The 20,049-nt window shown below is 44.0% G+C and carries 12 protein-coding genes; 6 read left to right on the top strand and 6 right to left on the bottom strand.

Features of this window, described 5'->3' with window-relative positions; translation table 11 throughout:
- Positions 1–540: 540 nt before the first annotated feature.
- Positions 541–3,123, top strand: coding sequence for an acylase (locus AAEZ00_RS17040; protein WP_124013832.1), 2,583 nt, complete (start codon positions 541–543; stop codon positions 3,121–3,123).
- Positions 3,124–3,733: 610 nt separating this feature from the next.
- Positions 3,734–5,212: a carbon starvation CstA family protein gene (locus tag AAEZ00_RS17035; protein WP_124013833.1), complete on the top strand. Its 1,479-nt coding sequence runs from the start codon at positions 3,734–3,736 to the stop codon at positions 5,210–5,212.
- Positions 5,213–5,693: 481 nt separating this feature from the next.
- Here the strand turns inward: AAEZ00_RS17035 and AAEZ00_RS17030 are convergent, their stop codons facing one another.
- The gene (locus AAEZ00_RS17030) at positions 5,694–6,908 is read right to left on the bottom strand and encodes a 4Fe-4S binding protein (RefSeq protein WP_101032717.1); all 1,215 of its coding nucleotides are present in this window, start codon (positions 6,906–6,908) and stop codon (positions 5,694–5,696) included.
- 245 nt (positions 6,909–7,153) lie between these two features.
- Between AAEZ00_RS17030 and AAEZ00_RS17025 the strand changes: the two genes are divergently transcribed.
- Together AAEZ00_RS17025 and AAEZ00_RS17020 are read left to right on the top strand one after the other, a co-directional pair.
- Entirely contained in the window at positions 7,154–8,173 is a 1,020-nt protein-coding gene (locus AAEZ00_RS17025) for a DUF2817 domain-containing protein (protein WP_101032716.1), read from the top strand.
- 19 nt (positions 8,174–8,192) lie between these two features.
- Positions 8,193–8,993 (top strand): alpha/beta hydrolase, encoded by an 801-nt coding sequence (locus tag AAEZ00_RS17020; RefSeq protein ID WP_351089199.1) that lies wholly within the window; start codon positions 8,193–8,195, stop codon positions 8,991–8,993.
- Positions 8,994–9,079: 86 nt separating this feature from the next.
- On the opposite strand, the gene AAEZ00_RS17015 is transcribed toward AAEZ00_RS17020, so the two are convergent.
- The 5 genes from AAEZ00_RS17015 to AAEZ00_RS16995 form a co-directional block, all read right to left on the bottom strand.
- Entirely contained in the window at positions 9,080–9,211 is a 132-nt protein-coding gene (locus AAEZ00_RS17015) for a hypothetical protein (RefSeq protein ID WP_372491466.1), read from the bottom strand.
- Between the two features lie 25 nt (positions 9,212–9,236).
- Positions 9,237–10,823, bottom strand: coding sequence for a cryptochrome/photolyase family protein (locus AAEZ00_RS17010; protein WP_124013835.1), 1,587 nt, complete (start codon positions 10,821–10,823; stop codon positions 9,237–9,239).
- Between the two features lie 10 nt (positions 10,824–10,833).
- Positions 10,834–10,986, bottom strand: coding sequence for a DUF2256 domain-containing protein (locus AAEZ00_RS17005; RefSeq protein ID WP_124013836.1), 153 nt, complete (start codon positions 10,984–10,986; stop codon positions 10,834–10,836).
- Positions 10,983–12,551, bottom strand: coding sequence for a cryptochrome/deoxyribodipyrimidine photo-lyase family protein (locus AAEZ00_RS17000; RefSeq protein WP_124013837.1), 1,569 nt, complete (start codon positions 12,549–12,551; stop codon positions 10,983–10,985). Before AAEZ00_RS17000 ends, AAEZ00_RS17005 begins: the two co-directional genes overlap by 4 nt.
- 334 nt (positions 12,552–12,885) lie before the next feature.
- Positions 12,886–14,181, bottom strand: a complete 1,296-nt coding sequence (locus tag AAEZ00_RS16995; protein ID WP_351075825.1) for a sigma-54 interaction domain-containing protein — start codon at positions 14,179–14,181, stop codon at positions 12,886–12,888.
- Positions 14,182–14,429: 248 nt separating this feature from the next.
- Here AAEZ00_RS16995 and AAEZ00_RS16990 point away from each other — a divergent pair, with 248 nt between their 5' ends.
- Entirely contained in the window at positions 14,430–17,537 is a 3,108-nt protein-coding gene (locus AAEZ00_RS16990) for a choice-of-anchor O protein (protein ID WP_124013838.1), read from the top strand.
- A 744-nt stretch (positions 17,538–18,281) separates the two neighbouring features.
- Positions 18,282–20,030 carry a protein adenylyltransferase SelO gene (locus AAEZ00_RS16985; RefSeq protein ID WP_124013547.1) on the top strand — a complete coding sequence of 583 codons (1,749 nt, stop codon included), beginning with the start codon at positions 18,282–18,284 and terminating at the stop codon, positions 20,028–20,030.
- Positions 20,031–20,049: the final 19 nt, after the last annotated feature.

Here is a 20,049-nt window from a genome sequence, read left to right as displayed (position 1 = left end):
AGATGCTAGGACGCTACGCTGCTAGATGCTAGGACGCTACGCTGCTAGATGCTAGGACGCTACGCTGCTAGATGCTATACAAGCGAAAAGCCTAGATGCTAGGACGCTACGCTGCTAGATGCTATACAATCTTAGCAGCGAAGCGATACTCGCAGCGGGTCATCAATATCAAACTTGCCATTTGTTCTGCTAACAAGGCGTATTTACGCATAAATAACTTGTTTAATTCAGGTCAATGCAACGCAAATAGCCAAAGACGTCGCTATTTTATAATCGTTTATTATCCAGGACTGAGGTTAGCTTTATAAGGTTAATTGTTTTTGTTAAGCAAGTTTCGGCTATTTTTATCAAGATGTAGACAGACGACTGAATGATTGCTTAAATGAGCATGCATGTCTTTGTTGTATTTAACAACAGCGCATTCGTTTCAAGGTAACTGGGATTACTTTGGCCGTGCTGTTAGCTTAAATTGAGGCGTAAAGGATTCAATACCTCACCCATCATGCTAATTAGCATTGGGATACAACAAGGATAATAATAATGAAACTGAACAAGATACTGCTCGCCATTGGCATGGTTTCTAGTGTGGTTATCGTCGGGTGTGGTGATGACACTCAATACGGTAAAACACCTCAACCTACTCCAGAACCCGAAGCCATTTCACCTCCATTACAAGCTTTTGCCCCTAACGGCACCTTAAAGGCCAACATCCGTCGCACTCAATACGGTGTACCACATATCTCTGCCGATAACTTAGAAAGCCTAGGTTTTGGGAGTGGTTATGCCCAAGCACAAGACAATTTATGTGTGATGGCCGATGGGTTTATTAAAGCTAATTCTGAACGGTCAATGTACTTTGGCCCCCATGCTTCAATTGATTTTGCTACGGGTCTGCCGACCAGCGAAGATAATGGCAATTTAATCTCTGATTTTGCTTACAAAGCGTTGAAAATTAGACAGCTTGCTGAAAACCAGTATTCACAGTTTAGTTATAACTCGCGCGCATTAATGGAAGGCTTTAGTGCGGGTTATAATCAATACCTTGCCGATATAGACGCTGGGACTCAAACTGGCGAGCCATTCTGTGCGGGTCAACCTTGGGTTAAACCCATTAGCGGTATTGATGTAGCCAACTATATATTTTCCATCGCGTTATTACCTGGCGCGGCAAACTTTTTAGATTTAATTTTTTACGCTAACCCCGGTGATGGCGAAGAGTATTTACCGCGTATTGTTGGGCCGGCACCGTCTACAGCACAAACCGCGTTTGTGCAGGATATGAACAATAAATTAATAGCACGGTCTGCAACCATTACCACCCCTGAAACTAATCCTCGAAACTTGGGTTCTAATGGTTGGGGATTGGGTAAAGATAAAACCGAAAACGGTAAAGGCATGGTATTAGGTAATCCGCATTTTCCGCATACCGGTAATTTACGTTTTTGGCAGTCGCATTTGACCATCCCAGGACAGATTGATGTCATGGGCGGCTCACTAGTGGGTATGCCTGGTTTGGTGAATATTGGTTTTAATAAAGATGTGGCTTGGACGCATACCTTTTCGACAGCCGAGCACTTTGTTATGTATAACCTAGAGTTAGTCTCAGGTGACAGATTGCAGTATCTGTTTGATGGCTCAAAGATGCCGATCACCAAAGAAACGGTGTCGGTATTAGTCAATGCAGGTGCAGCAGGTATGTTGGTGGCCGAAAAAGACATTTACACCACAGCTAAAGGTCCAATGGTTGAGGCGCCGCCATCATTGGCGCCGTTTGGCTGGGATGATGGTCAAGCCTTCTTTATTCAAGACGCCAACATGGCCAATAAAGATCCGCTTGATCATTGGTTAGCCATGAACCGCGCAACAAACCAAGATGAGTTCCAGCAAGCATTTAAAAATTATGATGGGGTGATTTTTAATAACACTATGTACGCCGACAAAGAAGGCAATGCCTTTTATATTGACGACTCAACCGTACCGGGTTTTTCTGATTTAGTGGTCGATATAATTAGAACTACCCCTGCTATTGTTGCAGCTAAAGCTCAAGCTGGTTTTACTATTTTACCGGGTAATACCTCGGTGTTTAGTTATGATTCGCCAATGCCTTATGAACGTGCACCTAAGCTTGAACGGAGTGACTTTGTGCAAAACTCAAATAACTCATTTTGGTCGACTAACCTTGCTGCACCTTTGGAAAACTTCTCTCCTTTATACGGTCCAGAGCGAGGTCAATTATCATTACGGACTCGCATGGGGTTAACGTTAATGGATGATGCAGCCGGTGATGACGGTAAATTTAGTATAGAAGAGCTTGAAACGGCCTTATTATCCAACCGAGCTTATCTCGCAGAGTTGGTGTTAGCCGACTTAATTAGCCAATGTGAGTTACAAGGTGATACGCCCGTGGTGGTGAGCGCCACATTATCTAAAGATGTTTCTGCATCATGTTCAGCACTAAGAGCGTGGAATGGTAAGCAAGATAATGACAGTAAGGGCGGGGCGTTAATTCGTGAGTTTGCCCATCAGTTTGATCAAAATACCATGTTAACTGAAGCTTTTGATTATATGAGTGCAGCAACAACACCCAATAAGCTCAATACTGATGGCAGCGCGTTAATCGCTTTAGCTCATGGGGCGTTGAATCTTGAAGCGGCAGGTTTTGCTGTGGATGCGAGCTTAGGAGAGGTGCAATTTGTTGAAAAGTCACTCCCTGATGGCAGTGCATCTGGGGTGAAGCTACCTTGGCCTGGTAGTCATAATGCGGAAGGTGGATTTAACGTGTTTTCGACCACCTTATCCGGTGATGACACTTTAATACCTCAACATAAATACCCACCTGTGTTAGATGTTGTTTCAGGTAAGGCGGCAGCATCAGGATTAACCTCAGAAGGTTACCAAATCCGAAGTGGTTCAAGTTGGATGATGACCGTGAGCTTTACTGATGATGGTCCTAAGGCAAAAGGTCTTTTGACTTATTCGGAGTCCAGTAACGTGTTAAGCCCTAGCTTTTCTGATCAAAGTGAACTGTATTCTACGGCAAAGCAATTACGTCCATTGTTATTTACCGAAGCTGAGATCCAAGCATCGGTTGAATCTAGCATCGAGTTAACCCTGCAAAAATAGCTTAGCAAACGACTATATTATCTTTTGGCTAATAAAACCTCACTGGCAATGCCGGTGGGGTTTTATCTATTTATAGGCGAAAAAGCTAAAAAGCTAAAAAGCTAACAAACGAAAAAAATAACAAGCGAAAAAATCGAGAAAGCGAGCAGATGAGGTGGATTTTGCTCTTTATTGCGAATGGTTAGCTCGAGTAGGCGGCTATTATAACATTGATATAATATTGACATAATATTTACATAATAATCTAAGACGGTTTATTTTACCCATAGATAGAATGCTTTTATTCGAGATTATTGTTTGTTTATGGCGTTAAAATAATCCTTATATACTACAAGGGTATTGTCTGCATTAACATGCATTAAGCGTGGCTGGTCGATTTTTTTGTGAAAGTATGAGAGTAAGTTGAGATAAGTAACAAAGTCACTATGGCTGGGGGGTAGAGGTAACCCATTAACAAAATTATACTTTATCGCCAAGCTGGATATAAATTCACGATGAGCGATTAATAGCAACCCCTACCTTGGTATAATGCCTCATGACTTGACCTCTAAAGCTATCTGAAACAAACTCAACATTGAGTACATTCCTATAACTAATGGATGATAATGACATGTTGATTTTTTTCATTTGTATCGGGCTTCTCTTGCTCGCATACAAGTTTTACAGTCCGTTCGTTGAACGGCAAGCGGGTATCGACCCTAATGCAATAACCCCTCAAGCACGATTTAATGATGGCGTTGACTATGTCGAAGTTCATCCGGTTAAAGCGTTCTTAATTCAATTTCTCAACATCGCTGGTGTCGGACCTATCTTCGGACCTATCTTAGGTGCGCTTTATGGCCCTATAGCGCTGGTATGGATTGTCCTTGGTAATTTACTCGGTGGCGCGGTTCACGATTACTTCTCCGGTGTCATGAGCATCAAAGAGGACGGTAAAAGCTTACCTGAAATTGCGGGACATTATTTTAATATTTACTTTAAAGCAGCCATGCTGATATTTACTGCCATGCTGTTATTTTTCGTTGGTGTTGTATTCATCATGAGCCCAGCAGGATTGCTCAGTAACTTAGATTATTTTAAAGACACCATTTTTGGCGAAAATACCTTCTGGGTATTATTGATTTTGGGCTATTACTTTTTAGCAACCTTGTTACCAATAGATAAAATCATTACTAAACTGTATCCAGTATTTGGTTTATTAATGATTGTGATGACAACGTCAATTGCTGTTGCGTTATTAATCCACGCACCACAATTACCGACTGTTGATGGTATCTTTGCTTATTTTGATCACAGTCACTATAACAATGAATTATTAGAGCCTAATCCAGACGGTTTACCTGTATGGCCATTATTGTTTGTCACTATTACTTGTGGTGCGATTAGTGGTTTCCACTCAACACAAGCACCCATCATGGCGCGTTGTTTAACCAATGAAAAATACGTTCGTCCTGTTTACTACGGCGCAATGATGGCAGAAGGTGTGGTCGCATGTGTCTGGGCTACTGCGGGTATCGCGGCTTTCCCTGGTGGTTATGCTGAACTTAAAGGTATTCTTGACATAGGTGGTCCAGGAATGGTGGTTAACCAAGTGGCTTCTACTTACTTAGGTGCCGCGGGTGGTATTATGGCGATTATTGCGGTGGCGATTTTCCCAATTACCTCTGGTGATACTGCATTTAGAGCATTACGTTTAACCATTATTGATGCTTTTAAGATCCCTCAAAGTATCAGAAACCGTTTATTTGTTGCGGTGCCTATTTTGATTATTGCCTATTTTATGACCAAGATTGATTTTACACTGATCTGGCGTTATTTCGCATTCTCAAATATGTTGTTATCTACCAGCGTATTATGGCTAGCGACCAAGTATTTATTTAACCGTGGTACCTTCCATTGGATCGTGAGTTTACCTGCTATTGTGGGGACGAGTGTGACAGTGTCGTACATTTTAACGGCGGGTATTGGTTTTGGCTTCCCTCAACCATTAAGTCAACCTATCGGTATTGCTGTCGGTGTGGTGGCGTTAATTGCACTGATTTTTGCGAATAATAAGCGTAGTAAGCGTTTAACGCTTGAAGGCTTGTAAGTTAACCATTGTGGTAAGTGATATTTAATTGAAGGGCTGCATTGCGCAGCCCTTTTTGTTTGCTTATACCCAAACGGTCTTCGGTCTTCGAGGTTCTAGGGCGGACGTTGTCCTGCTAGGGTCGCTTCGCTGCTAGGAACAGCTTCAGTTGACCACATCAAACGATAACAAGCGATAGCAAGCGAACGCTGCGCTCACGGATAGAGCGGTCTAGCACCTAGGCTCTTGGCTTGTCATCACAGGGATAGGGACAGCTTTGCTGCTAAAATTTTATAGCATCTAGCCGCGTAGCGTCCTAGCAGCGCAGCGATCTAGGCTCTTGCTATAGCAGCGAAAACCAAGCAACGTGCTTTAAAGGAGGAAACTAATAGTGTTTGGTCATTGGTTACAACCATTGATGCTTGAATCAATGAGGAATAACACGAGTGTCCAAATAGACACTCGTGTTATTGATTTTTAATTGTTCATTATAAACTCTGAATTAATGACCTATACGATCAAGCTTTTGTATCAGTTCCATTTTTATGTCGTCAGGCGTTTGGCTGTGCCAATAGCCTCCGACGTAAGCAAACAGCGGTAACATAAACATTACCGTCAGTAACATAATCAGCAATCCTCTGGCAGACAGTTTAATACCATTGCGAGTGCTTAATTGCAGCGCCTCTTTTTTAGGACACGCTGACACACAACGCATGCAGGCTTGGCACTCATCGGAACGAATATCTTTCTGAGTATGTACTGATATATTGGCAGGGCATGCGCGGGTGCATTTATCGCAACTCATGCCTTTGGTTTCAATTAAACAATGCTGAGTATTACGACGAATTTTAAATGGACTGAAAAAGCTCACTATGCCTAACAGCGCGCCATAAGGGCAAATATAACGGCAAAAACCTTGGCGACGCCATGCGGCTAACGCAAACAGAATACCGAAGCCGATTAAGGCAACCATTGATGGCATCATGAAAAATACTGCCATTTTTAAGTCGGCTACTTTGTGGTAATTCCCTGACATGTAATGTGGGATAGATGCCGCTGGCATAGAAATAACCAAATAAAGCAGTGCTGCTAATAGCAAATATTTAAGCATTCTGAGTGGCCAATCCAACCATGCTGGTGGCAGAAGTTCGGCGTGAATAAAATGTTTTCTCAGTTTATAGAGGTATTCGCCAGCTAACCCTAATGGGCAAGCCCAGCCACAAAATGCGCGCTTACATATTAAACCTGTGAGTAATACGACACACAGCATAACCACTGCCGCAGGATGATTTTGATCCCAGAGCCCTAAGGTTAAAATAGCTTTAAGTTCAATGCCTCCAGCAATAGGTAAAAACGCATCACCGACATCGGGTCGCATTAACCAAGGCGTTTCCCCTGCATATAATAATCCTGCGTTGATAGCATATTGCACTCCGACCAATAACATGGAAAGGGCAAAGAAGTGTTGGCAAATCTCACGTACTTGGTTGGGTCTACCTTCTGCATTGGCAAACGCAGGTTGATATTGTCCTAGTGCCGTGACAATGATCACCGCGACCAATAATATGAGTAGTAATGGCCAGAAAAAACTGGCTAGGGTTGCACCGAGCAATAATGCAGCGCTGACAAGTGCGCCCCATTTTTTGCCACTCCAGTACAGCAAGCTGGTGCTATACACTAAGGCTAGCATTAAGGTGATTGATTCAATTGTACTCATTATCGAATGCCTATTTAGTTTTACTATCTTGAAATAATGATAAAACCTCTGCCTTAAATCGAATGTGATTTGGGTCTCCAAACCCGATAATAGTTTTCTAATTATATGATCTATATTGATTTGTTTACTTTATGTAAACATTGTTAAGCAATGTGTTATTTAGGTTGTTTCAATTTATTGTCACTAACTTGTCTTATTTTTTGGTTAGTTTATTAAGATCATTTTGTGACAGTAAATAGTGGCTAATGGGTACGTTTTCATTTGAGCATTCGTTTGAGATAGACACATTAAAACGCCTAATTGCACAGCATCAACAGCAATTTCGGCACCAGTCTTTAGCGGATTTATATTACCGTGGTGAAAAACTGTCGGTAACGGCCATTGAGTTAGGCCAACAACAACCTTGTCCTACCGTATTGTTTGTCGGTGGGGTGCACGGTGTTGAACGGATTGGTGCGCAAGTGGTGCTGGCTTTTTTAGGCAGCTTACTTAATCGTCTGCCTTGGGATACTCATTTACAGCAATTACTCAAGCATGTACGTTTAGCGTTTGTGCCAGTGGTGAATCCGGTGGGCTTTTTACGAGGCAGCCGTGGTAATGGTAATAACGTCGATTTAATGCGTAATGCATCGATTGATTCAGATGAAGAGGTGACCTTTCTTGTTGGCGGTCAGCGATTATCACCACGCTTGCCTTGGTATCGCGGCCAACATGGTATGGAACTCGAAACCCAAGCGTTAGTAAGGTATGTTCAACAACTACAACAACAGAGCAGCAGTGTTATTGCCTTAGACGCCCATTCTGGTTTTGGCTTACGCGATCATGTGTGGTTTCCTCATGCCCATACTCGGCAGCCGTTTGCTGGGATAGGTTATATTTATCAGCTAATGCAATTGTTCGAGAAAGGTTATCCTCACCACAGTCATTATCGGTTAGCGCCGCAAAGTCATTTTTATCGTACCCATGGCGATATTTGGGATTACTTGGTGGCGAGTAATGTTAGCGATAAACCGTTTATTCCGTTAACGTTAGAAATGGGGTCATGGGCTTGGTTGCGTAAAAATCCGCGTCAGTTATTTAATTTCCCCGGCTATTTTAATCCGCAAAAAACACATCGACATCAACGCGTTTTACGGCGACACGTGGTATTAATGCAGTTTTTGATCGATGCTGCTTATGCGCAAGTTATTGAACAAATAAACCCTAAACAACTGACCCTATTGACTCAACAAGCTAATCGCTTCTGGTCTAAAAAAGCTAAATGAGGCTAAGTGAGGATAACCTATGACCACCTTGGTATTGCTAAGAGGATTAATGCGTGACAGTCGTCATTGGAATGGATTTGATCAGCGTTTAAACCAACAAGCTGTGAATGTCATTAGCGTGGATTTACCCGGTAATGGTGTGTTAGTTAATCAGGTTAGTCCAGGTAAAATGCAAGACTATTGTGATGCGGTGTGGCAGCAAATTGATGCCGCGTTGCTTAAACAGGGTACGCCGCCAAGCCAAGTTAACTTGGTATTAGTGGGCTTGTCTATGGGAGGCATGTTGGCGTTAACTATGGCGGCGCAGTGTCGATCACGAGTGCAGCATGTGGTGTTAATTAACAGCAGCGCGGCCAACTTGTCACCTTGGTATTATCGGTTTCAATGTTGGGGGTTAATGATGTCTTTAGCGCATGCTTTGCTAAGCGTTGTTCGCCCTTATTTGCCTGGTCAAAATCAAGGGGGAACTGACAGAGGACATTGGCTAGAGGCAACAGTATTGGATTTTACCAGCAGGCATTTTGGTCAAAGTATTGAAGTGATTAATGCTTGGAGCTTACTAAGGTTGCAATCTCATACATCATTTATCAATGGGCTACGCCAATTGTACGCCTCAGCCCGTTTTCATAGCCCTGTATTACAAGGCACCTGTGTTAGTGTGATCGTTGCCAATCAAGACAAGTTAGCTAATCCCAAATGTAGCGAGCAATTAGCTCTTTTTTACCAAACTCCGTTACTTAAAATTGATGACTGCGGCCATGATGCTAGCCTTGATCAACCGCAGCAATTACAGCAACTATTACTCAAGATTATTAGCTGAAGATTCTTAATTAGAGATTCTTAACCAGAGATCTGTACCTCGCTAATCCGCATTAGCTTGTTTGCTATGGTCTGGTGTTGTGTGAGTCATGACTCGACTGCTTCAATGTGCCAAGATAGCTGCAAACGGCTTAAGCCTAGTTGCTCGGCAGCTTTGGTTAAACGGTCACAACAGGTGACTTCGACAAAACTGCGTATGGCTGAGATTTTGTCCATCATTCAATCCTATCCCGACAGTTAAAGGTTATAAGCTTTCTATATTTTCTAATAGCGTATCGGCTTTGTTGATAATGGCCTGCTGAGTGTTAGCATCCATCTTTTGCCAGTTTCTATACACCATCGCCATGCGTGGATTGCGTTTAAATCGCTCTTGATGACGTTGAATAAAATGCCAATATAAACTGTTAAACGGGCAGGCGTTGGCTTCGGTTTTGAGTTTGACATTGTAATGACAGCTTTTGCAATGATCGCCCATTTTATTCAAATAATTGCCGCTGGCGGCATAGGGTTTTGTGGCGACAATGCCGCCGTCGGCAAATTGAGTCATCCCGCGAGTATTGGGCATTTCGACCCATTCGATGGCATCAATGTAAATGCCTAAATACCATTGGTCGACTTCATCTGGATTGATACCCGCGAGTAAACTAAAACAGCCAGTCACCATCAACCTTTGAATATGGTGGGCATAGGCATAATCGAGCGACTGTTTTATGGCGTGGTGCATGCAATTCATCTTAGTGTTTGCGGTCCAAAAATACTCCGGCAGCGGCCGTTGTGCTTGCAAGGCATTATCAGTAGCGTAGTCGGGCATATTGATCCAATAAATACCGCGGACATATTCGCGCCAACCTAATATCTGCCGCACAAAACCTTCCACTTGAGCCAGTGAAATATCATTTTGATGTGCTTGCCAATGAGCGATGACTTTATTGATCACTTCGCTAGGCGAAATCATTTTGGCGTTGAGCGCAAACGATAACCTTGAATGATATAGGCTCCAAGCCGACGGGCTATTTTCGGTCATCGCATCTTGGAAATGACCAAAGCGGATCAATAAGTGCTGGCAAAAATAGTCAAGTAACTCACGTGATTGACGCCGATTAACTGGCCATAACAATTGGTTTTCCGCTTTGCCTATGGTGTTGATATTGTGGCGCTTAAGTCGGGCTAAAATATCACTGACGTCGTTGGCAAACAGTAACGGCGCAGGAACATCAGCAAGGTCATTCTTTTTAAAGCTCGCCCGGTTTTGCTGATCAAAATTCCACTGGCCTCCCAAAGGTTCCCCATCTTGCATCAGCACATTAAAGCGTTTGCGCATCCGTCGATAAAAGAATTCCATTTTGAGGTGTTTTTTCGGGGTGAATTGACCTTGTATGTCGCTAAACGGCAATAAAAAATGTTCGCTGTCAGTGCTATTGATAGCAATGCCTGGTAGTAAAAGAGATCCTAATTGCTGCGATAAACGGTATTCGTCAGGCTGTTGGTATTCAAAATGAGTTAACTTATGCGCAGCAGTAATGTGTTCAAGCAACGCTGGTAGGTCGGCATAGTGCTGGGTTTCATCTAAGGTCAGGTACAACACTTGATGACCACATTGTGCTAAAGCTTGGGCAAATTGCGCCATAGCCGCAAAAAAGGCACACACTTTTTGCACATGATGACTGACGTAGTTAGTCTCTTGTGGCAGCTCGGCAATTAAATACACTCGGTTGGGATTAACCTGTGTAAACCAGCTGTGACTGACGTTGAGTTGATCGCCCAGGATCAGCCTTAATGTGTCGGTCTCGCCCAATAATGGCGCAGATATATCAGTATGCAGTGTCGTCATATTCGTTACCTTAATTTGTTTGGCTAGAGGCTTTATGGCGACGGCAGCGCTCAGAGCAGTATTTTACGCTTGGCCAGTCTTTCGCCCATTTTTTACGCCATGTAAAAGGGCGCTGACAAACCAAACAGGTTTTCTGTTCAAGCTGTTGTTTGTTATGTGTCATGACGGTCTTTTTGCCTGTACCTTTAGTTCTGCGGCCTTGTTCTTGGTACGTTTGCGTTTAGGGCTAACGTGACGGCTTAATACTGCGCCGATATGCCGTTGAACTTGAGGTTGTTCACGGTATGACCATAAGCGATCGCGCGCAGCTTGAGCGGCTAGGGTTAAATCTATCATAGGCTCTGGGTAATCACGGCCTAAAATTACATCATTAAAAATAGCTTCCATCGGCGGCTGTAGCCAAGGTTGATGAATATACTCATTGGGTAAGTTGGTAAGCTCTGGACACCACTGGCGAATAAAATCCCCACGGGGATCTTGGTCTTGTGACTGCTTGATTGGATTGTATAAGCGTATGGTATTAATGCCTGTGACCGAGGCTTGCATTTGCAGTTGCGGGTAATGGATCCCAGGTTCGAAATCGAGAAAATAATTGGCTAACGGTAAGCTGGCATGTTGCCACGTAATGTTTAAATGATGAGTCACAAAGCTGACTAACATGGCGCGCATTCTAAAATTAATGTAACCGGTGTGCTGTAAAGCGCGCATGCAGGCATCGATAATTGGGATCCCCGTTTGACCTTCGGCCCAGCGCTGAATATCTTGCTGTACTTTGTCGTCTGTACGGTAGGGATACTCTAGATACCCAGGGTTTACCGGGGTAAATTCCATGCTGCATTGGCTTTCAAATTTCTGCATAAAATGGCAATGCCAGTGTAAGCGCGACATCATCGCCAGCAATGACTTTCGCCAACCTCGGTTATTACTATTTATTGGGTTATCACCGTTTTGGCTCTGCACTTGGTTATAACGAGTTAATGTGGCTTGGTAAACTTGCCGAAGACTGATGTTGCCCCAAGCCAAATAAGGCGATAAACGTGAGCAATGGATACGGCTCAAACTGGGGCTAGAAATACTGCGTTGATAGTCTTTACCGCGATGGCCTAAAAAGCTGTTCAAGACAGCTCTGGCCGCTTTAGGACCACCCGTTTGAAACTGATCATTGTGTATCATGATGGCTTGGTCGATAAGCGGATTTTGATAGTTATCGAGCTTTTGTAGCAGACATAATTGCCAATTGGGGATAGCAATAGGACTGTTCATAACTTGTTGCCAGTGTTGGTCCCACTGTTTGCGGTGTTTTCGGCCACGCACTACCGCGCCAGTAGGTGACTGCTGCCAATTAACTTGCTGCTGATGACACCAGCGGGCAACCGCTTTATCGCGCTCAAAGCTGTTGTGTAGACCAATCTCTTGATGACTAAAAATATCTTTAATTTCAAACTGTTGAGATAATTCATTCAACAAATCAATTATTGGCACATTGAAGGTATATACCTGACCATTAAACCGCGCCAGTTGTTGATTTATGTCTTGTAGCGACTGCCACACAAAGCGCCAATGACGCTCATTATAATGCGAGTCAGCCAGCATAAATGGCTCAAAGTTATAAATCAGCAAGCAGGGTAGATGATGGTTAAACGCATCGACGAGCGGCTGATGATCAGACAAGCGCAAATCGCGTTTAAACCAGACGATATTAATAGCGTGTTTGGCGGTATTGACCATGGTGCCAAAAATCTCATAATGAATGAGCTAGTTGGTACGTAGCGATTCGTGCTTTAGATTGCTTTGGTGATGATTGTTATGATTTGTTCGTCACTTTAGATGGAACAATTAAGCGTAATAAGTTGTATTGAGCGTGATGATTAATAGATACCGGCCTAAATGGTCTTTTTTATGTTTTTTGGCGGTGGTGATCGTATATCGCGCTAACATGCTGTTTGAATGATCCGATCTACATAATCTGATTCCATAAAAAAGCGTATAAGCTCACAAGCACTTGAACAGGTCGATATTTCACTGAAATGACTTAAATAACGTTCACGATCTTCCCATATGTCTACTGTAACTTTCTATATAATGAGCGAGTACTAATGCCTGCCAAAGTTGCTGCTTTGTCTTTATCTCCATTGACACTCTCTATAAGACGCTGTAAATATCTTAGCTCATTGCCTTTCAAATCAGTCTCAGACTCTGAATGACCTCCTATTTTGCGGTCAATTTCAAGACAGGTTTTAATCACATTCCTATCAATAATTTGTGTATTCGCCAGCACAAGTGCACGGGATAGTATATTTCGCAGTTCTCGAATATTACCCACAAAGTCATGCTCTCTTAATAAATTGATTGCAGAATCTGTCACTATGTACTTTCCACTGTCATCTATTCGCTGCAGAATCGCGGTTGTTAACAGTGCTATATCTTCTTTACGTTTATTTAAAGAGGGTATTTTAATAGGGAATACATTGATGCGATAGTACAAGTCTCTTCTGAACTCCCCACGCTCTACCATTGAAAAAATATCTTGGTTTGTGGCGCAAATAAGTCTGAAATCAGACCGTTTGGTTTCTCTACTGCCTACGGGGCGATAAGTGCCAGTTTCAATTAGGCGCAATAGCTTTATTTGTAGCTCATAAGGCACATCGCCTATCTCATCTAAAAACAATGTACCGCCGTTAGCCACCTCAACTAGACCATGTTTATTGTACAACGCGCCAGTAAAAGCCCCTTTTACATGGCCAAATAATTCACTTTCAAACAATGTTTCAGTGAGACCTGAACATTCTAGTATAACCATTGGCTGAGTCTTCCGATTACTTGCTAGATGGACAGCTGAAGCCGCTATTTCTTTACCTGTACCTGTTTCTCCCAGTAATAATACCGATGCTTCTGTTGGTCCAACGCGGGTAATGTTTTCGACCAATTGGTTAAAAACGAGGCTGGCGCCGACCATTTCATTACCGTCAATTTTTGGGTTTGCCAATGTGACTGACTTTAAAAGCTCGACAAAGAATTTCACCTCCCCTTTGTCGTCTAAAATAGGCAGTATTTCGATGTCCACATGCTCTTTACCTCGAGGGGAATGATGAATATGTAATACGCGTTGTTTTTTCCCAGAAATACCTGCGGCAGATAATGGGCAAGCCTCCCCAGCTTGGTCACAGGGGATTTCATGATGATGTGACGCCTTGTAACAATAAGCTGGTTGGTCCAGATCTATTGCCCCAAAAATTTCAAGATACCGTTGATTACTGGCAAGTATTCTATATTCGGGCGTAACCAAAATTGCAGGGCAGTCATAAGCATTTAGCATAGTGGCAAAATCTTGATTTATATATTGAAGGCTAATCGACATAACGAACTCCATTTTTGTCAACACATTTGTCATATATGACAATTATATTAACAAAAAAACAAAAAAATAATATTAATCAAACGTATAAAATTGATATGAATCAGTATTAACCGGCAATTTATCGGTATCAATATCATTGTGGCGCGGTCGTTGCTGTATATATATTGCCCGATTCATTTGGAATTAAGGCGATAGGAAACTAAGAATAAGATTTTTCATTAAATATTTACAGTTAGGGAGTATTTATTATGAAATTTAAAAAACTACTACGTTGTATGGCTGCAGTTTATTTATCAAGCGCTACATTTTCAATTGCCTTAGCCAGTGATGCACAAGCTTTATCACCTCATGATGACGGTGGAGTATTAACTGAAGACTTAGCTGCAAAAGGCAAAATAAAAAGACTGCCTAATGGTGATTTAGTCAGTGCATATGCTTATGGTAATAGTGATAGTAAAACGGTTTATGACCTGAAAGCGCAAAAAGAACGTCCTGCTCAGGATATTTTTATCCGCGTGTCAAAAGATGACGGCGCTACTTGGAGTGCACCAGTCAATATTTCTGATACGGCGCGTAGAACATCGAAACAAAGCTACTGGGAAACGGATGTTAATGGAGATATTTCTCTTGGCGATTTTTATGGTGACTCAGGGAAACCGAATATCTTTGCAGCAGGCGGTCATGTGGCTGTTTCATGGGATGATAAATACTGTCCCGCAGTCGATGTCGATGTGACTAACCTGAATGATGATTTCCCGGATTACAATTACCATCAGGGTGCTGCTACCTACCTTGATCGTGAAGGAAGACAACTGCCTTTTAGTTGTACTTACATCGCCTATACTAAAAATCCTAGTGCAATAGATGCAGATGGTGTACCTACAGGCGGTACGTGGAAGCGTGAGCAATTAAGCTTTGGTGAACGTGATGCCAAACAAAATGTACCCCGTGCAACTAGCTATAGTGATGGTACAAAAGTAGCGTGGAATGTTGTTTGGCAGGAAGACCCTGAAGGTTTAAAAACCGGTACTGCAGATGGTCCGGGAGATGGCGCCAGTGGTGCGAATGTCAATAAAGGTACAGATATTTGGTATACCTATATTGAAGATATGAAAGCTCCCGCACTTGCAGATATTTCGTTTGCTGCCAATGTTTCTCGTGTTACCAATAACTTCAAAAAGTTTAAAAAACGTGAAGGGGATGATGTTGTTACTGAATTAACGGGTTATCTTGATCCGATTTGTGCGGCCACACCTGAATGTTTAGACACTCAACCATTATTGGTAGAAACAGGTAAAGAAGGCGCATCACGCGCAAACTTAGGTATGGCCCAAGTGCCTGGGCAGAAACCTGTCACTATCATCGCTTATGAAGAAACCAAGGGCGGTGGTGAGGGGGTCGATTTTGGTAAGGTTGTCCGTTATCACCGTTTTACTTTCGACAAGCCACCAGCGAGTTATATTAATGTCGCATTTAGTTCAGGTTTGCAAAAAGGCGGCAGTTCAACAGGTGATGCTAAAAACCAAAATCAGCCGGGTGCTAAGGGCAATTTCACTGATAGTGACACTCTAAATACCAGTTCTGACCCACAAAGTGAATATTCAGACACAGAGGGCGTTGTTAGCGACGTTTACCAGTCACCAGATTGGCAAGACCCATCACGTATTGGTTGTGTGATTAGTAATCCAGCAGAAAATGCTCGACGGGTACGTTTCTTCGGTAATCAGGCCGCTGGTATGGATGAGAGTATTAATCAAAGCGGAACCAAGTTCATGTTTTTCTGGAAAGAGGGCGCGTATGACCAAGGTGGCCCTTCTGACATCGTGGGCCGTATTGGTAAGGTCGGTACAGAAGCGGTGAATACAGGCTTGACTCCGGTTGATTTAATACCCGCGGTAGATACCCGTTTTACTACGTTTACCCGTTATGTACTGACATCTACAGGTTCAGTGGTGTATCCCGATGGACTCGGTGGCTATGTTGATGGTTTAGGTAATGTAGTCGTTATTGCAGAAGGGGATGCAGTATTAGATGTAACCTATGAGGAAGCTGGAGGTTGTAATTACTATTTGACTGATGATGATCGAGACCACGTCCCCCCAATCACACTATCAGATCGTATTAATAATTCAGGAGCAATGAACCTAAGTACTAATGCTGTCGGTGAGGTCACTAGTGATGATACGACCAAGACTATTGAAGCCTTAACGATAACTACCGAGAATAATAATCTCGAAGATGCACGTGCACATCGTGGCGCTATCCGTGGTGATACCATCTTGTTTGGTTACAGTTACACTTCAGACTGGGCACTAGCGAAGTACACTACCGAAAATAACTATAACTTCTTTACTCGTCGTAGTTATGATGGTGGACATACTTGGACGGGTACCCAAAACCTGACTAATTATCTACCTGAAGCTGAGGTCGATATTAAAGAGCCTCGCATTGTGGGTGCACCAAGCAGTACGTCTGCCTGTGATCCTGTCAATGCGCCTGAAGGTACAAATTGTCAAGATCCTAATGCCTTTATATTAGCGTGGGGTTCTGTCAAAAACACCTATGCTCATATCGAATCTGGTGCAGAACTTGATGTTTTTGTCACTAAAACCAAAGATGGTGGTAGAACCTATGAGCCACTCAAATTGTTATCCGCTAATGTTACGGTTCCTTTAGATCCAGAGGGTGAGCCTGATTTTGAATCACAACTCACCATGAAGCCTAACGGTGAAAATTTGTATGCAGTATGGATGGAAACGTCAACTGATGCAGCTGGCAATGAAGATACTGTGGTTCGCTATCGTGCAGAAGCAGATCTCGACGACGCAGGAGCGCCAACCACTATACTTGATGATGGCACAGTTATTTATAATTTAACTCGACCTATTACAGTCGATCAAGGAAGTGTGTCGGGTATTGTTGTTTCAGCAACAACAGCAACGGGTACTGAGTATACTTATCCCATGCCGCAATTTAGTTATAACGTAACTGGCATTGCGGTTGGAAGCACTATATCCGTTACGATTAATTTTGGCAGTGCTTTACCAACAGAGTTTGCGTTGCTCAAAGTCAAGGATGATGGCACTACGGTTGAGGTTGATGCTACGGATTGGGTGTTAATCGGCGATAACTTGGTGCAAGTGAGTATCACTGATGGCGGATACCTTGATGATGATGGTGTCGAGAATGGCACAATCATAGATCCCGTCACTGTTGGTGTTCCTGCTCAAACGATAGAACCAACTCCAGTTTCAACCAGTAGCGGTGGTGGTAGTTTAGGATTAATTGAATTGTTGTTTGGTTTCTTTGGTCTTGGGGTGTTTGTCCGCAGAAGAATTAGAGCAACTAGAACATAGGTTAATTTTTCAACGTTAAATAAAGCCCCCTCAAATTAAGGGGGCTTTTTATTTGCAATAATTAATCTTCCTGACATGTAACGTGTGATGTGGTCAACTCAATCTGTATACAAACAGGCGATGCATCTTTACGCGGCCATTTCGGCTGCTGTTGGAGTCATATAATTCTTATAACCATGATCACGTATTGTATTGGAGTGCTTCAGTATATCATCCGGAATATCATCATTTGCTTATACAAAACTGATATACTCATGTTTGGGCGTCCATTCAGTTTGATAACTTCTGAAAAATCGTTCCATTAGACAGAATGTCTGATCCCTTGCTTGTCCATCAGCATTTTCGTGGAGACTTTGCTCGCCGTCTCTGATACGTGTAAGGTCTTTTGGAGTCGAACCTAGAGCCTGACGGCCCCTCTTTTTTTGCAACAAAAAACGAGCAGCCGGATCGCCGCTAGCCCAGCTACCCCTTGTTATGTCCTGGGTGGCCAACATGATTATTGCCAAGAGCGAGCTGACATTCTGCAAGGAGTCGATCATGGTGATTCATGGCCATATGGCAAGATTTCGATCCTGCAAGGCAAGCTTTACATTAGCAACCTGGGATGCGCGTTTTCTCAGGTGCTCCAGCGACAAGCCTTCGCCGTTATGCTGAAAAGGTTCGCCCCATAAATCGAACAATCGTCGATGCGATGGACCTCGCAGCGGGGAAACTGCCCTTCTACCCAATCCATGAGGTACCCCTATGATAAATCAACTGTCCCAGGAAACTTCCCCAACCGTCGCGACACTCGACGATCTCGCTAAGTTAGCCAACTACTCACTCATGGACACGCTCAACGGCGATCCTGACGCGAAACAAAATGGCATCGACTATGTGCCGCGACAAGTATTCACGGGGCACTACGTCCCCGTTAAGCCGACACCCATTGAAGACCCAGAGTACGTTGCGCACAGCAAAACCTTTTTTAGCGAATTGGGTTTTGCAGACAGCATGGCGCAGTCGGCTGACTTCGTTCGCATGTTCTCCGGCGACATCTCGCAGGTGCCGGAGCCGATGCGCAAGGTCGGTTGGGCGTGTGGGTATGCACTGTCCATCTTCGGCACCGAATACACCCAGCAATGTCCGTTTGGAACCGGCAATGGCTACGGCGACGGCCGCGCTGTTTCCGTGCTTGAAGCTGTCATCAAGGGTCAACGCTGGGAAATGCAGCTCAAAGGGGGTGGCCGCACGCCATATTGCCGCGGCGCGGACGGTCGCGCCGTGCTGCGGTCGAGTGTGCGGGAGTTCCTAGCACAGGAGCATATGCATGCGCTCGGCGTGCCAACGTCTCGTTCGCTGAGTTTGTATGTGTCTAAAACAGAGACGGTCAAGCGGCCGTGGTACTCCCAGGGCTCGCACTCGCCCGATCCCGATAGACTTATAACGGAGGCTGTTGCTATTTCGACGCGTGTTGCACCCTCGTTTATTAGGGTCGGTCAGCTCGAGCTCTTCGGCCGCCGCGCCCGCAAGCAGGAACACCCCAAAGCGCTGGAGGAGCTTGAACAGTTGATGTTGCATTTAGTCGAACGAGAATACGCGGATGTTATCGACCAGCAACTGACCAGCGCCGAAAAAGTGCTGTTACTGGCGCGCGAGTTCCGTAGCCGCCTGACTTCATTGGTGGCAAACTGGATCCGTGTCGGTTATTGCCAAGGCAACTTCAACAGCGACAACTGCGCAGCTGGTGGCTTCACACTCGACTATGGTCCCTTCGGATTCTGCGATGTGTTCAACCCGCAATATCAGCCTTGGACGGGTGGCGGACAGCACTTCGCTTTTCTCAATCAACCCGTAGCCGCGGAACGCAATTTCCTGATGTTTTGCACTGCATTAAGCCCATTGCTGGCGTCTAAGCCAGATGACTTGGAACAGCTCCAGCAGTTGGTAAATGGCTTTTCGACCGAGATGCAAGCACAAATGGAGCAGATGTGGGCTGCCAAGCTTGGACTTAGCACTTTTCATCCAGCGCTATTTAATGAGCTCGAAACACTTATGGTGCAAACCCCTGTTGATTACACCATATTCTTCCGCGAGCTTTCGGCGCTGCCTAGCGATATTGAGCCACTGAAAAAAAGCTTCTACCAGGACTTGCAGCGAGCCCCCGAAGGACTGGACCTGCGCTGGTCAGCTTGGCTTACACAATGGCAATCACTGGTCGGCAGCAGCACCGAGGCGAAAACTGATGCAAAGACAGGGCAGCCCCACACCCGTGAGGAGATCGCTAGGCAAATGAAACTGGTCAACCCAAAATACAGCTTGCGCGAGTGGTTGCTTGTTCCTGCGTACAGCCAAGCGAGCGAGGGTGATTACTCGCTCGTTCGAGAACTGCAGGCCGTCATGACGCAGCCTTACGCAGAGCAGTCCCAGGAAGTGGAAGACAAATACTATCGACTCAAGGCATCTGAATTTTTTGCCGTCGGTGGTTTGTCGTATTTGAGCTGTTCGTCGTGACTTCTCAAACATTAGTCGG

This window comes from Shewanella sp. S1-49-MNA-CIBAN-0167, assembly GCF_040310145.1.
Classification (GTDB): domain Bacteria; phylum Pseudomonadota; class Gammaproteobacteria; order Enterobacterales; family Shewanellaceae; genus Shewanella; species Shewanella psychromarinicola.
The sequence above is the reverse complement of the archived record's forward strand: the minus strand, read 5'-3'. Positions and strand labels throughout refer to the sequence as shown.